The organism is Tichowtungia aerotolerans (genome assembly GCF_009905215.1).
GTDB classification, from domain to species: Bacteria; Verrucomicrobiota; Kiritimatiellia; order Kiritimatiellales; family Tichowtungiaceae; genus Tichowtungia; species Tichowtungia aerotolerans.
Window position 1 is genome coordinate 3,237,937 of the sequence record NZ_CP047593.1, and the last position, 12,995, is coordinate 3,250,931.

Below are 12,995 nucleotides of genomic sequence, written 5' to 3' on the forward strand. Positions count from 1 at the left end.
TTTGTGTAAATTATGCCAGTTGGATGTTTATACGTTTCTATGGGTTGAATTTTGTGTGAGCAGTCTGTTACATTAGAAAAATCTGCTGTGTTTAGTGTATGTAACCTTATCGTGGAATATTTGAGATGCATTTTTATCCGAGTAAAAAAAATAAAGTAATGCGGTGGGTAATTGGAGTGGCTGTTTCAGTTTTAGCTGCAATGGCCGTTGCAGAAAGTCCGATGGAGAAAATGCGTGCGGATCAGCTGGTTAAAGAGGCTGATTTCCTTCTGAACAGCGGAGATACTGACGCTGCGATCCCTTACCTGGATGCTTATCTGGAGCGGATGAAGGATGTCGAGGAAATCCGAGTAAGTGCCATGAAGCAGGATATTCGCTTCAAACTGGCGAAGATTTTCCTGAAAGACAATCTTTCCGGGCGTGCATTGGAGTATCTGAAGGATTATGTGGCAAACCGTCCTGCGCCCGAATGGCATGAAGCGACGAAACTTTTAGTGGTTTCCTTTTTGGAAGAGCGGGAATTCGAGGCGTGCGTAAGTGCTGCGACCAACGCATTGGCTGGACCGCCGGAAGATGTGCGCGCAGCTTTGGATAAAGCCGCGAAAGAAGCTGCGGCGGAAAGCAACCCCAGTGGATACGAATTCGATGAGTATGGGGAGCTGATTCAGAAAGGTGATTCTGCTGTTCAGAAAGAGGCCGAAGGGGATTCTTCAGGATATTCGGTCGAGGATCTGGTTGTTCTGAACATGGCTTTAGGACAGGCTTACACAGAGTTGGGACGGGTTGATGACAGTCTCGAGCCGTTTTCGTATGTGGTCAAATATATGGATGATCCGGTTCGAAAAGGGTTTGCCATTATGCAGGTGGTTAACGGTCTGGTCGAAAAGAAGGACTTCAAGTCTCTTACAGCATGGATTCCCGAACTGTATCGCACGGATGCCCGTTATGATATTCGCGTGAATATGGCTTTGATGAATGCAGCCACGGCTCTTTCTGATGCGAAAGAATATGACAGCGCCTTGCCGCTTTTTCGCATGATTCTTCCTCGGCAGGAGTTGATTGCTCATCAGGACAAACGGCTGCGGGAGTTGCGGATTGAGGCCGGACTGATTGCTCCGGAGGTTGATCCTGCGGAACATGAAAAACTTTCCTCGAAAGACACGTTGTTTGGTAAGAGTTACGGCGTTACAGAGGAAACCTTTGTTGAGCGTGGAGATGAAGACAGTATTGAAAAGCCCCCGGAACTCATCGAGCTCGAACAGCTGGTGGAAACCATCAAAAGCATGCCGCCATATGAAAATGAGGCTGTTTATCGTAATGCCTATCTTTATGACGAGGTGAATCGTCCCTGGGAAGCTGTTCGTTTCTTTGATCGAATTTACAAGGAAGACCCGGTCAGCGATCTGGGAAAACGTTCTTTTTATGAAGTGATTCGTCTGTTGCTGGATCCTTTAAAGGAAATTGATGAAGCCGAGCCGAGAGCCTTGGAATATCTGTCTCAGGAGAGGGAAGGACTGGTTCCCCGGCAGATTGCTTATTTGCTGTGCGGAAATTACCAGCAGAATCAGCTTCCGGAAAAGGTCAAGGGTCTCTTGCCGATTATTACAGCATTTGTTCCGGATGACAGTACGGTTATTCAGAAGTACGAGTGCGAACTGTATTACATGCAGGCTGTTGCAGATCTGGTGATGATGGAATATGAACGGGCAGTGGCATCCTTCCAGAAAATTTTGGATGATTTTCCGGAGTCTCACCAGCAGGAGAATGCGACTTATTGGCATGCTGCGTCATTGATTTTTCTCCAGAAATTTGAAGAGGCGCTGCCTGAGTTCGAAGCATATTTAGAGAAATATCCGGAAGGAACGTGGTGTGCTTCTGCGGTTTTCCAGATCGGAACCTGCTATTTCGGAATGGAAGATCTGGAGAAGGCCAAACAGTATTTCTCCCGGGTTACGGAGACGTATCCTGATGCGTCGGTTTGTTCAGACGCATATAACCTGCACGGAGACATTCTTGGATCAGAAGGGTTGCTGGACGAAGCCATCAGCGATTATGCCAATGCATTTGTAAAGGCACAAAGCCCGTCTCAGGCCAAATATTCAACGTTCCAGATGGCTCGTGTTTACGAAGCCGAAGACCGCTACGATGAAATCCTGCGTGTGGTCGGTAATTATCTTGATGCTTATGGCGATGATGCAGATATTGCAGAAGGCATTTTCTGGGTTGGTAAAACGAAGGTGAATCAAGGGAAGGTTGATGAAGCCGTTCAATCTTATTTTGATGCCATTATCGAATATGGAACTGATTTGGAACAAACCGGCGTTGATTCAATGATCGATGGATTGGTTCATCTGGCCAGGACCAGTCTGAATGATACTCAGCGCCAGTCGCTCAAGCAAAAACTGAAGGATGTTCAGAAGGAAACCGACAGCCAGACTCTCAGCCTTCGGTTAAGAGCCACGGTCGCTCAGATTGATGGGACGGAAAAAGAGCTGGGGCAGACGCTGATTCAAGAGCTTGCGGACCTGAACGATGCCGCACCTCCTGTTTTATCGGCCATTTCAGATGCTTCCTTTGGACTGGAAGACTATTCCCGTGCGGAAGAGATTCTGGATGTATTCCTGAAGAAATTTGAAGATTCGGAGTTTATGCGTCCGGCGTTTAAACTGCGGGGATATGATCTTTATAAAAAAGGGGAGTATGACGCTGCGCTAGCCCTGATTGATGATGCCCAGGCTCGATACGGAACAGATTATGATGTTGCGTGGGCCCAGATTTTGAAAGGTCGCTGTTTGGCCGCGCTGAAGCGTTATGACGAAGCTGTAGATGCTCTGACTTCTGTGATGAACGTTCCGGGATGGCGCGGAGAATCTTATGCAGAGGCTGTTTATCGCTTGGGAGAAGTCGAGGAAGCCGCAGGAGACCTGTTGAAGGCGCATGGATGGTATCAGCGTGCATATTTCCAGTACAAAGGTTATGCGGATGGATTCTGGGCAGCGGAGGGGTACCTTGGCAGTGCCCGCTGCCTGAGTGCACTGGGATACTCGAAGGAGGCCCGCAATACCTATCGGGGAATGCTCTTCAATAAGTACGTAAACGACCTGCCTCAATGTCAGGTTGCCAGAGAGGCTCTGGGACCGGACGAGTCTCGCGAAATTTATGAGATGATTGCTTCGGGAGTGGTTACGAACTTCACAGTCACTTTGGATCTTGAGGAAGGCGAATGATGAAACGGATTGTAATTTTGCTGACATCTGTACTGTGCTGTCTGGCGTCAGCTCAGGAGTCCCGGACGCTGAATGCCAAACTGAATCGAGCGGATGGAAAAGCTTTTCGCGTGATTTTGGAAGACTGTGACGGCACCCATCTGACCTATAGCCTCGAGAGCGGGCGTGAATCCAAAACGCTTCCTCTCGTGGATATCAAAGAGCTGGAGATTCAGCTTCCGAAACTGAGCCTTGATGCCCTGCAGGCAAAACTTGTTGCAGCGGAATATGCCGAGGTTGTTTCTGCATTGGAGCCGGTTGTCGGTGGAGCCGGTATTTATATGGTGGTTCCCAACAACGCGGTGTCTCTGTATGCTCTGCTGACTAAAGCATATTTGCGTAATGGCGATATTGAAAAAGCCAGAGGTTCGGCCGAACAGTTGAAGGCTGTTTCCGATGCTGCAGTGAAAAAGCAGGCGCTGGCAACGATTGCACAGTGTGTTCTGGAGGCGGGGGAGCTGGATGAGGCCGGGAGGCTGATTGGCGAGCTGAGCGATCCCGTGGCAAAACTCTATTTAACCGCGCGTTTGCAGCGGGCGGCAGGGCAGAGTAAAGAGGCAATACAGACAGTCATCGATCTGATCGCCTCTTATCCCAACGACCACAATTGGATGCCGCAGACAGAATATCTGGATGCCCAGCTTTATTTGGATCTGGGAATGCCGGATTCTGCCGCTGAAGTGGCCCATCAGGTGATGGTCCTTTATCCGAGGTCTGAATTTAAGGTCGAAGCGCAGAAGCTTCTGGAAGAGATCAACCGGTTAACCGAAGAAGAGTCCGTACAGGCGGAATGAGAATGGAGGAAACGATGAAGAAGACAGGAATTGCAATCATGGTGCTGCTTGGAGCGGCAGGGGTGGTCTTTGGGCAGGAGGCGGCTCCGGAAGCTGCGGCGCTGACGACCGAGAACGCCACGCTGTGGCAGTTGATCAAAACCGGTGGTATCACCATGATTCCTCTGGGGATCCTCTCCTTTGCGATGGTGACCTTCATCGTGCAGAACTTTTTCTCCCTGCGTGAAAAGACCCTGCTGCACACTGAAATGCTTCCGGAGCTTCTCGAGATGATGCTCTCCAAGAAGGTTCGTCATGCGCTGATCTACTGCCGCAAGCATCCCTCCATGTTCACCAACACCTTTGCCGCCGGACTTGAGCGCTGCATGAAAGGTGAAGTCAGCTTTGATAAAGTACATGAAGCGGTTGAAGAAGCCTCGGTTGAACAGATGACCCAGCTGATGAAACCGATCGACTATCTCTCCATCATCGGTGCAACATCCCCGATGCTCGGGCTGCTCGGTACCGTTATGGGTATGATCAAGGCCTTCCAGACCATGGGAACACAGGGAATGGGTAAACCGGAAGTGCTCGCCGGGAACATCGGTGAGGCTCTGATCACCACCGCGACCGGACTGATCATCGCGATTCCGGCGATGGCCTTCTTCTTCTACTTCAAAAAGCGTTTCGACAAAACCCTGGCCACCCTCGGCCGTAACCTCAGCTACCTGTTCGATGCTCTCGAAACCGGAGAGAAACCGCTGACGTTTATGGATGTGGAAGCGCTTGAACAAATGGGTGATGAATAGTGTCTGAGCCTTCTGACGGGAAAGAACCATGAAAATTCATGCCAAAAGAAATGACGATGAAGTTGCCGTCGACATGTCGCCCATGATCGATCTGGTGTTTCTTCTGCTGATCTTTTTTCTGGTGGCTTCAGCGGTGATCAAGATCGACAAGGTTCCGATTGAAGTGCCTTCGGCGGTTTACGCGAAGGTTCCGGAAGACGAAACGGGTCGTTTTGCGATCACGGTGAATGCAGACGATGAGATGTTCATTGGACCGGCCTCGGATCTGGTTGCACTGGAAGAGCTCACCGACCGGTTGAGGTCGGAGATCGAGGCGGACCCGGAGCTGCGGATCGTCATCCGGGCGGACAAGCAGGTGAAATACGGCGCGAATGAGAAGATCATGGAGGCCTGTGCGGAAGCGGGGGCGAACGACCTGATCTTTGCGGCCTTTGAGGAATAGATGTTTAGCAGGAGAGAGACGTGAATTTAAGCAAGCGAAACAATGCAGGAGAAGCGAAGATGGAGCTTCAGATCGCGCCGTTGATTGACGTGGTGTTCCTGCTGCTCATCTATTTTATGGTCACCGCCTCGCTGATCAAAAAAGAAGGAGATATCTCCTTCGTATTGCCGGCAAACATTCCGGCCGAAGAAATGGTGAATGTTCCGGTCGAGCTGTTGATTGAAATCACCTCAGACGGAACCGTTATGGCCGAGGGGCTTCGTTTCGCGGCGGAGGATCGGGTGCTGACCGATCTGACGACGCAGGTTGTCGGCCTGAAGGAAATCGCCAAATCTCAGCAGTCTCCGTTTGCTGTTAATCTTTTGCCGGATCGCGAAGCTTTTCACGTTCGAGTGATTGATGTGATGGACGCCTGTGCCGCTGCCGGCGTTAAGAATCTAAGTTTCAGTAAAAGCATGTAGGGGTTGTCTTGAAAAAGGTTGTAAAAAGAACAAAGGGTTTGATCAAAGGTCGGTCGCCGGCCGTGTTGGTCAGTGCGGCAATTCATGCGGCTTTGCTGCTGAGCGCCGGAGTTTTTGTGGTGTTTCAGATTGTGGACAGAAAAGAAGTTCAGTTTGTTCCTCACAAGGTGGAACGTCCGAAAATGAAGCTTAAAAAACTTCGCGTTAAGGTTAAGCAGACGGTCAAGCCGCGGAAAACCACGGAACGAATCACGTCCTCCCGGCGCTCCAATATTATGCCGGACATTCAGTTGCCGAAAATGAGCAGCATGGGGTCCGGTCTGGATGAAGGAATCGGCGGATTCCAGATGATGGCTGATCTCTCCCAGATGGGCCTGATGGGAACCGATCGCTCTGTTGGGAACGACTTCGAGGGGACTTATTATTATCTGATGCTGAAACGTAATGGAACACCATATCCCGGCATGAGTAATGAAGCGGGAGCTCGGGATCCTATTCATGGAGAGATGGCCAAGGTGATTAAAGAGTTTCTGAGCAGTGGATGGGACCCCAAGGTTTTTGATCCATTCTGGCGATCCCCGAAAAAACTGTATGCCACACAGATTTTTGTGCCTCCGGTCAGTTCCACTCTGGCTCCGGAAAAGTTTGGAGATACGGATCGTACCCATGAAGCAGCGTTCTGGGTGGCGCATTACAAGGGAGAAATCGGACATAAAACCGGTGGTCGATTCCGTTTTTGGGGCATTGGTGATGACATCATGTTTGTTCGTCTGAATGGAAAAATCGTTCTGGATGCCGGTTGGACGAATGTTCATGAAGCGGACTGGTCCGGGTGGCGCAGCAGTGCGAAAGAGCACCGGAAGTATCAGATCAGTCATACTTTGTACCGGGTTGGCGATTGGTTCGAATTAAAGCCGGGTGAAACGATGGATATGGAAGTGTTGATCGGCGAGGTTCCCGGTGGAGGATATATGGCGTTGCTGATGGTCCAGGAAGAAGGCGTTGAGTATCCGGAACGAGACCTTTCAACTGGCGGGCCGCTGCTTCCTGTTTTTAAAACAATGGAGACGCCGGAGCATCTAATTGATGAAATGATGTACACCCTGCCTAGTGGGCATGTCGACCTTTACGGCGGCCCGATTTTCAGTGCCCATTGATTTTCTGGAATGATATCATGAAAAAAATCTATTTTATTCTGGCGGTTTTATGCATCTGCGTAACAGCAGGGAAAGCGTATGAGCTGCGTGACTGGGAAGATGTTGATGGAAACCGCTTTAAAGGACGTTTTGTCCGAGAACTGTTTGGTAAACTGACGATTGAAGATGATGAAGGAAATCAGTCGACGTTTGAGATCGCGGACCTTTCTGATATGGATAAAAAATATATTCGGGTAATGATTCCTCCTAAGGTCGAAGTGGTTGTTCGGGCGGAAACAAAGCGGTTGCCCAAACGTCCGGCGGACTTGACCCGGGATGATATTGAAGATGTCTATTGGCTCTCTGCCGACATTACGAAGAAAAGCCAGCGACCGTTTACCAGTCGATTGAATGTAGAGGCATTTCTGGTCGCTGACGAATATGAAGGTGATAATTATATCCTTCTCGGGCGTTTTGAAGACAGTTTCCTGCTGCTCGAAGAAAAGGATTATGGTTATACCTATAAGAGCCCAAAAGTTCAGTGCACGTTGTTCAGTCAGCTGAGTACTGGAGAGCGTAAGGGTGAATTGTATAAGGGGCATATTTTCATTATTACTTCCCAGCAAGGCGATGTCGTGTTTACGCATTCCAGTCTTCCAAAATGGATGCAGGAGCCGGAAATGATTGAAAAACTTCGGGATCTTTCAGTTCGTGGCGCGCCATCGGTGCGTAGTCGGCATTTCAATAAAGAGGGCGAGAAAGTGCATCCTCCACAACCGCGATACTGCCCGATTACCACAAATTAACGACCTGAAGACAGCCGGAGAATATAACTTGAAACTTCTGATTAAACCTCACAACGAAACCGCCCGTGAATTTTATGCGGAGCATGGTCACTTCCATGATGGCGATGCCGGGCTGGATCTGTATGTGCTTGAAGATATTACTTTTGAGCCGGGCGAAACCAAACTGATCAAGCTTGGGGTTTCCTGCGAACCGGATGACGGACGGGCTTATTATCTTTTTCCGCGTTCCAGTATTTCGAAAACGCCATTACGCATGTCGAATTCCATCGGCCTGATTGATGGCGGCTACCGCGGCGAGATCATGGCGTCCTGCGATAACATCAAAGATTACACCTTTACTGCTGAAAAAGGGCAGCGGCTCTTCCAGTTGGTTGCGACGGACAGCTCGCCCATTCATTATGAGTTGGTTGATGATCTGTCCGAAACCACTCGAGGTTCGGGCGGTTTCGGAAGTACCGGGATATAATTATTTTGTTCTGGCTTCTACAGTTTCCTGTCGTTGCCGCAGGATTGCTTTGGAGGTAGCACATAAATACGGATCGCGGTAAGGAATTGCGCGGCGCTCATGGTTTCTTTCAATCATTGAAAAACCTGAAAGCTCTGCTTGTGTTGGCGAGGCGACGGTGCCATTGCCCATGTTGTGGCCGGGTTCCGTTTCGGCGATAAGAAATCCAGCCTTGCGCATGGCTCCGCGCACAGGAGCGGCCGACGAATAAGTCAGCAGTACTCCGTTAGGCTTGATCACGCGATGCAGTTGTTTGAAAAAGTCGACAGTCCACAGTTCGGGACAATGCTGCGATGAAAACGGGTCATGGAAAATAATATCAAAAGAATGATCTTTCAGAGCCTGAATCAGCCAGCGTGCGTCGCCCCAGTGGAGTGAGATTGATGAATGATGACTGCTGAAGGATGACTGTTGCAGCAGTCCGGAGAGAACCGTTTTCCAGTCAACCGGGTCTGTTTCCAATGTCTGGAAATGTTCGGCCGCCGCGCGAACAACTCGTTTGTCCATTTCCAAAGCGGTAATTTCCAGTTGATGTTCTGCTGTTTTTGCAGTGGCACAAAACGCTGCAAGTGAATTGTTGCCGAGCCCAAAACAGACATCCAGAAGTCTGATGTCCTGCGTTTTGATTTTTTCTTTCAGTCTGGCCGGAGCGACAAATTTTTGTCCTGCCTCCAGCCGTGCGCCAGTCTTTGTGTGATAGTGCTCTTTCCAATCTTCGGAGAAAAAAGTAACCGATCCATCCTCTGTGATCACCGGAGTTGCTGAAATTCGAGATTCTGTTCGTTCGGCTTTAAGCAGGTCTCCCTGGGAGATTTGACGACACGTCATCTGTTGAATCACGTAGTCCAGAAACTGACCTTTTTCGAGATGCCAGTGCGGGGCAATCAATTGATCATCCGGCGTATCGGTTGTAATTCGCATCACCGGAATTTCGGCGGGAATCCGGCGCAGAAAATCCATCAACCCTTCCGCATATTCCCAGTGGTTGAGAAGCGGGAACGGGGTCGCGGCATACTGCTCTGCCAGTTGCGTACCTTTCATCACATGCAGGTTGTGGATTTTGATTCCGGAGATTGGAAGTTTTGCCAACTCGTCGGCGGTATTTTTCCAATCCTTTGAAATTTCTCCGGGAAGCCCAAGAATGACGTGTACAGCGACGTGGATGTTGTGTCCCGCCAGCTTGAGGATGGCCTGTTTGCTGCAGCCCCAGTCGTGACCGCGGAGGATCCGCTTCAGTGTGTCATCGTTGGCAGTCTGCACGCCGAGCTCCACCCAGACCTCCGTTTGTTTTTTGAGTGTGTCCAGAAATTCGAGTGCTTCGGCCGGCAGGCAGTCGGGGCGCGTTCCAATGCTGACCGCTTCAAATTCGAATTTTTTCAAACATTGGAAAAGGATGCTTTGCTGGTCGGGATCAGTCAGGTCGGCAGTGAAGGCCTGAATGTAGAGCATGAATTTTTTTGCGCGGTAGCGGCGGCGAGCAAAGCGGATGGCTTCTTCGGCCTGTTCGAGTGGACTGTCCTGCCGCTGTGTCTGCTGGGCTCGTGATCCGTTTTCGGCGCAGAACGCGCAGCGTCCATGCGGACAGCTTCCGGCAATTTCGACCGGAATGCGAAAGAGCGGTTCTCCATAGCGCTCAATCATCCACGGCTTATATTGAACAAAAGAAGTCATGAGATCTGGATTTTCGGAATCAGTTCAGCGATTTGTTCCGGTTTAACAACTCCGGGCTCGACGTTCATCGCATTGGAGGTGCCGCAGGCGAGGCCGAAGGCAAAAGCCTCGGGCAGGGCGCTGCCTTTGGCGAGGGCAAAGGAAATCCCGGCGCTGACCGAATCACCGCTTCCGATTGGATTGAACGCTTTGATCTGCGGGATTGAATAGCGGTAAACATTGTTTGGGGTCACCAGCATGGCTGAATCTTTTCCCTGTGTAATCCCTACGGCTCCGGCTCCGTGGGCAATCAGTTCGCGGGCCTGTTCGAGCGGGTCATAGGTGTCTTTAACCGTCATGGACAGCTCTTCAGTGTTAAGCTTAACGACGGATGGGCGATGAGAAAGAGTGGCGAGCAGCGGAGTTTTGGAGCTGTCGACCAGTACTTTGTCGCCGTTGGTGCACGCCATAAGTTCTGCATAGATCTCCTGCGGAACATGCGGCGGCAGATTGCCGCAAAAGACAATGCGGTCAAAGTCGGCTTGAATGCGTCCGAAGGTCTGGATAAAAGTTTTCCAGTCCCTGGACGATGGCGGTGGATTTTCTTCGACCAGCTCAGTGCAGCTGCCGTCTTCATCCGAAAGAAGTGTCTGACAGATGCGGGTTTCGGCCCCGGTGTCGACCCAGTTGCACTCGAAATCTTCTGTTTCCAGAAGCTTCTGGACTGTTTCGCCGTTGGCACCGCCGGCAAAGCTGAGCATGACGGAGTCTGCGCCGAGAATGCTAAGCACTCGCGCAGTGTTGGTTGCTTTGCCGCTGGCTGCAACCGATACTTTGAGAGCGCGGTTGACTTCGCCGGGACGGAAGCTTTTGTATTCAATGGTTCGCTGAAGGGCGGGGAAAAATCCGCAACACAGAATTTTCATAATAGTCTTTGTGGGTTACCGGCGGAACTTTTCTCTGAATTCGCGCCCTTTGGCGATGATTTCCTCTTCGCCGGGTACGTGGTGATTCTGCATCAGGATTTTTCCGTCACAGATGACCGTGTTGACACAGCAGCTGTCGGCACTGTACACCATGTCGGCGATCAGCTGATGCCCCGGAACCAAACGTTCGTTGTCAAGGTTGACCAGCATCAGGTCGGCCAGTGCACCTTCCTGAATAATGCCGCTGTTGAGTCCGAACATTTCAGCGGCGGCTCTTGTTCCGGAATGCCAAGCCACCGTGGCCGGCAGGGCGGTCGGGTCACCGGTAAAGTGCTTTTCGAGCAGCGCGGCAATCTTGATCTCCTCGATCATGCATAGATTGTTGTTCGAGGCGGCGCCATCGGTGCCGATGGCAATCTGTATTCCCGCCGCCTGCGCTTCGGTGAAGCGGAATTTTCCAGAGCAGAGTTTCATGTTCGAGGTGGGGCAGTGCAGTGCTTTAACGCCGCGTTCAGCCAGCAGTTCCATTTCGCTTTGGTTCAGCCACACACAGTGGGCGGCAGTTAGATTCGGGCCCAGAAGGCCGAGGCGGTCGAGGTATTCCGGAGGACGTATGCCGTACAGTTTCAGGCAGTCCTCGACTTCTTTTTCGGTCTCACTCAGGTGAGTGTGAATCATCAGTCCGTGTTCAGATGCGAACTCTGAGCACCAGATGAGGGCTTCTTTCGAAACCGTGTAGAGAGCATGCGGACCGAGTTGGAACTGAATGCGGTCGCTGTAGCGTTTGCTTTCGTTCAGCAGTTGTTTTGCCTGTTCGATATTGGCATCACGGCGGTCTGCATTGTTCATGTCAATGAAAACCGCTCCGAGCGCTGCGCGCATGCCCATCTCTTCCACGGCACGGGCGGTTCCATGAAAATGCCAGTACATGTCGTTAAAGAATGTTGTTCCGGACTTGATCATTTCCAGACAGGCCAGCCGGGCGCCGTGATAAACATCGTCTTCCGTGATGCCGGCTTCGAGCGGCCAGATGTGTTCGTTGAGCCACTCAAACAGTTCCAGGTCATCGGCGTAGCTGCGCATGTATGCCATCGCAGCATGATGATGCGCATTATGGAAGGTCGGCAGAACCGCCTTGTTGCTTCCGTCAATGACGGTCTCTGCACTTTTTTCTTTGCAGTCGCCGATCGTTTCAATCACGTTGCCGTTGATGAACACATCCGTTGTTAAATCGTTGTGCTGCACGCCTTGAATTAAAATACTCATTTTTCAGATTGTAAGAATGATATCGTTTTTAGCAATGCAGCTTTTACCCTAAACAGGGATAATTCATTGTTTATTCAAAATGGTTCAGGAGGTTGATCCTGTTCGATAGCCGGCGAGATCCAGCGTAATATACCGGTAGCCGAGAGCCTGCAGCTTGACCAGCAGTTGCCCTCGGCAAGCCAGAATCTTTTCAAATTCTTCAGGATTGAGTTCGATTCGGCAGAGGTCTCCATGGTGCCGTACCCGGTATTGAGAAAAGCCCCATGATCTTAAAAATTCCTCGGCCCGTTCCACATTAGACATTTTTTTTAAGCTAATTGGCGTTCCGGTCGGAAACCGGGATCCGAGGCAGGCGAACGAAGCTTTTTCGGCGGTGGGCAACCCGCGAAGTTTGCTGAGAACTCGCACTTCCTTTTTATAAAGTCCGACGTCCTGAAGCGGAGCGATTACCTGATGGGCATCCGCGGCTTTTGCGCCGGGACGGAAATCGCCCTTATCATCTTCAATGGCTCCATAGGCCAGCGTTTTTATGCCGGTTTCACGAATAATGGTTTCCATCGTGTTGAATAATTCGTTTTTACAATGAAAACAGCGGTCTCCTTTGTTTGCCAGATAGGAGGGATTGAGGTGTTCCTGGGTCTGAATGATATGAAGATTCCAGCCGCGCTGGCCGGCCAGTTTTGTGGCGTCCTTTAGTTCTCGGCGTGGCAGAGACGGAGAGTCGGCAATGACAATCCATGCCTTGTCCCCAAGGGCTTCGTGCGCGACATCTGCCAGATAGGTCGAGTCAACTCCGCCGGAATAGGCGACTGCAATTTGTTTGCAGTCGGCCAACCGGGCCAGCAACTGGTTTTCCTTTTGTTTTTCTGCTGTCATGCGCTGAATTCTAGCATACATGACTAAAATAGGTATATTTTTGTGCGAAAAACCGGATAGCTGCAAAGATGTTTTTCTG

At 50.6% G+C, this 12,995-nt stretch carries 12 protein-coding genes; 8 read left to right on the forward strand and 4 right to left on the reverse strand.

The features are described from left to right. Window positions 1–158: 158 nt before the first annotated feature. Genes GT409_RS13195 through GT409_RS13230 form a run of 8 tightly spaced genes read left to right on the forward strand, consistent with a single transcriptional unit; the run spans window position 159 to window position 8,159 of the window. Entirely contained in the window at window positions 159–3,227 is a 3,069-nt protein-coding gene (locus GT409_RS13195; RefSeq protein ID WP_160629531.1) for a tetratricopeptide repeat protein, read from the forward strand. Then, window positions 3,224–4,060: a tetratricopeptide repeat protein gene (locus tag GT409_RS13200; RefSeq protein WP_160629532.1), complete on the forward strand. Its 837-nt coding sequence runs from the start codon at window positions 3,224–3,226 to the stop codon at window positions 4,058–4,060. Before GT409_RS13195 ends, GT409_RS13200 begins: the two co-directional genes overlap by 4 nt. A gap of 14 nt (window positions 4,061–4,074) precedes the next feature. Beyond that, on the forward strand, window positions 4,075–4,848 hold the full coding sequence (locus tag GT409_RS13205; protein WP_160629533.1) for a MotA/TolQ/ExbB proton channel family protein: 774 nt from the start codon (window positions 4,075–4,077) through the stop codon (window positions 4,846–4,848). A gap of 28 nt (window positions 4,849–4,876) precedes the next feature. Then, window positions 4,877–5,290: an ExbD/TolR family protein gene (locus GT409_RS13210; RefSeq protein ID WP_160629534.1), complete on the forward strand. Its 414-nt coding sequence runs from the start codon at window positions 4,877–4,879 to the stop codon at window positions 5,288–5,290. Between the two features lie 20 nt (window positions 5,291–5,310). Beyond that, window positions 5,311–5,751, forward strand: a complete 441-nt coding sequence (locus tag GT409_RS13215; protein ID WP_160629535.1) for an ExbD/TolR family protein — start codon at window positions 5,311–5,313, stop codon at window positions 5,749–5,751. Window positions 5,752–5,759: 8 nt separating this feature from the next. Next, window positions 5,760–6,908 (forward strand): hypothetical protein, encoded by a 1,149-nt coding sequence (locus GT409_RS13220; protein ID WP_160629536.1) that lies wholly within the window; start codon window positions 5,760–5,762, stop codon window positions 6,906–6,908. 17 nt (window positions 6,909–6,925) lie between these two features. After that, complete coding sequence (locus tag GT409_RS13225) at window positions 6,926–7,693, forward strand: hypothetical protein (RefSeq protein ID WP_160629537.1); 768 nt, start codon at window positions 6,926–6,928, stop codon at window positions 7,691–7,693. 28 nt (window positions 7,694–7,721) lie between these two features. Then, window positions 7,722–8,159 (forward strand): dCTP deaminase domain-containing protein, encoded by a 438-nt coding sequence (locus GT409_RS13230; protein ID WP_160629538.1) that lies wholly within the window; start codon window positions 7,722–7,724, stop codon window positions 8,157–8,159. On the opposite strand, the gene GT409_RS13235 is transcribed toward GT409_RS13230, so the two are convergent. The 4 genes from GT409_RS13235 to larE all read right to left on the reverse strand — a co-directional run bounded on the left by GT409_RS13235 (window position 8,160) and on the right by larE (window position 12,916). Further along, the gene (locus GT409_RS13235) at window positions 8,160–9,869 is read right to left on the reverse strand and encodes a TIGR01212 family radical SAM protein (RefSeq protein WP_160629539.1); all 1,710 of its coding nucleotides are present in this window, start codon (window positions 9,867–9,869) and stop codon (window positions 8,160–8,162) included. After that, window positions 9,866–10,774 (reverse strand): 1-phosphofructokinase family hexose kinase, encoded by a 909-nt coding sequence (locus GT409_RS13240; RefSeq protein ID WP_160629540.1) that lies wholly within the window; start codon window positions 10,772–10,774, stop codon window positions 9,866–9,868. Before GT409_RS13240 ends, GT409_RS13235 begins: the two co-directional genes overlap by 4 nt. Before the next feature lie 15 nt (window positions 10,775–10,789). Continuing rightward, window positions 10,790–12,040, reverse strand: a complete 1,251-nt coding sequence (locus GT409_RS13245) for an amidohydrolase (RefSeq protein ID WP_160629541.1) — start codon at window positions 12,038–12,040, stop codon at window positions 10,790–10,792. An 84-nt stretch (window positions 12,041–12,124) separates the two neighbouring features. Continuing rightward, window positions 12,125–12,916: an ATP-dependent sacrificial sulfur transferase LarE gene (gene larE / locus GT409_RS13250; protein ID WP_160629542.1), complete on the reverse strand. Its 792-nt coding sequence runs from the start codon at window positions 12,914–12,916 to the stop codon at window positions 12,125–12,127. Between the last annotated feature and the right edge of the window lie 79 nt (window positions 12,917–12,995).

What these genes read in the sequence shown, in the direction of transcription:
- GT409_RS13195 (WP_160629531.1), top strand. Translation starts at nt 159, where the DNA reads ATGCGGTGGGTAATTGGAGTGGCTGTTTCAGTTTTAGCTGCAATGGCC.
- GT409_RS13200 (WP_160629532.1), top strand. Translation starts at nt 3,224, where the DNA reads ATGATGAAACGGATTGTAATTTTGCTGACATCTGTACTGTGCTGTCTG.
- GT409_RS13205 (WP_160629533.1), top strand. Translation starts at nt 4,075, where the DNA reads ATGAAGAAGACAGGAATTGCAATCATGGTGCTGCTTGGAGCGGCAGGG.
- GT409_RS13210 (WP_160629534.1), top strand. Translation starts at nt 4,877, where the DNA reads ATGAAAATTCATGCCAAAAGAAATGACGATGAAGTTGCCGTCGACATG.
- GT409_RS13225 (WP_160629537.1), top strand. Translation starts at nt 6,926, where the DNA reads ATGAAAAAAATCTATTTTATTCTGGCGGTTTTATGCATCTGCGTAACA.
- GT409_RS13235 (WP_160629539.1), bottom strand. Translation starts at nt 9,869, where the DNA reads ATGACTTCTTTTGTTCAATATAAGCCGTGGATGATTGAGCGCTATGGA.
- GT409_RS13240 (WP_160629540.1), bottom strand. Translation starts at nt 10,774, where the DNA reads ATGAAAATTCTGTGTTGCGGATTTTTCCCCGCCCTTCAGCGAACCATT.
- GT409_RS13245 (WP_160629541.1), bottom strand. Translation starts at nt 12,040, where the DNA reads ATGAGTATTTTAATTCAAGGCGTGCAGCACAACGATTTAACAACGGAT.
- larE (WP_160629542.1), bottom strand. Translation starts at nt 12,916, where the DNA reads ATGACAGCAGAAAAACAAAAGGAAAACCAGTTGCTGGCCCGGTTGGCC.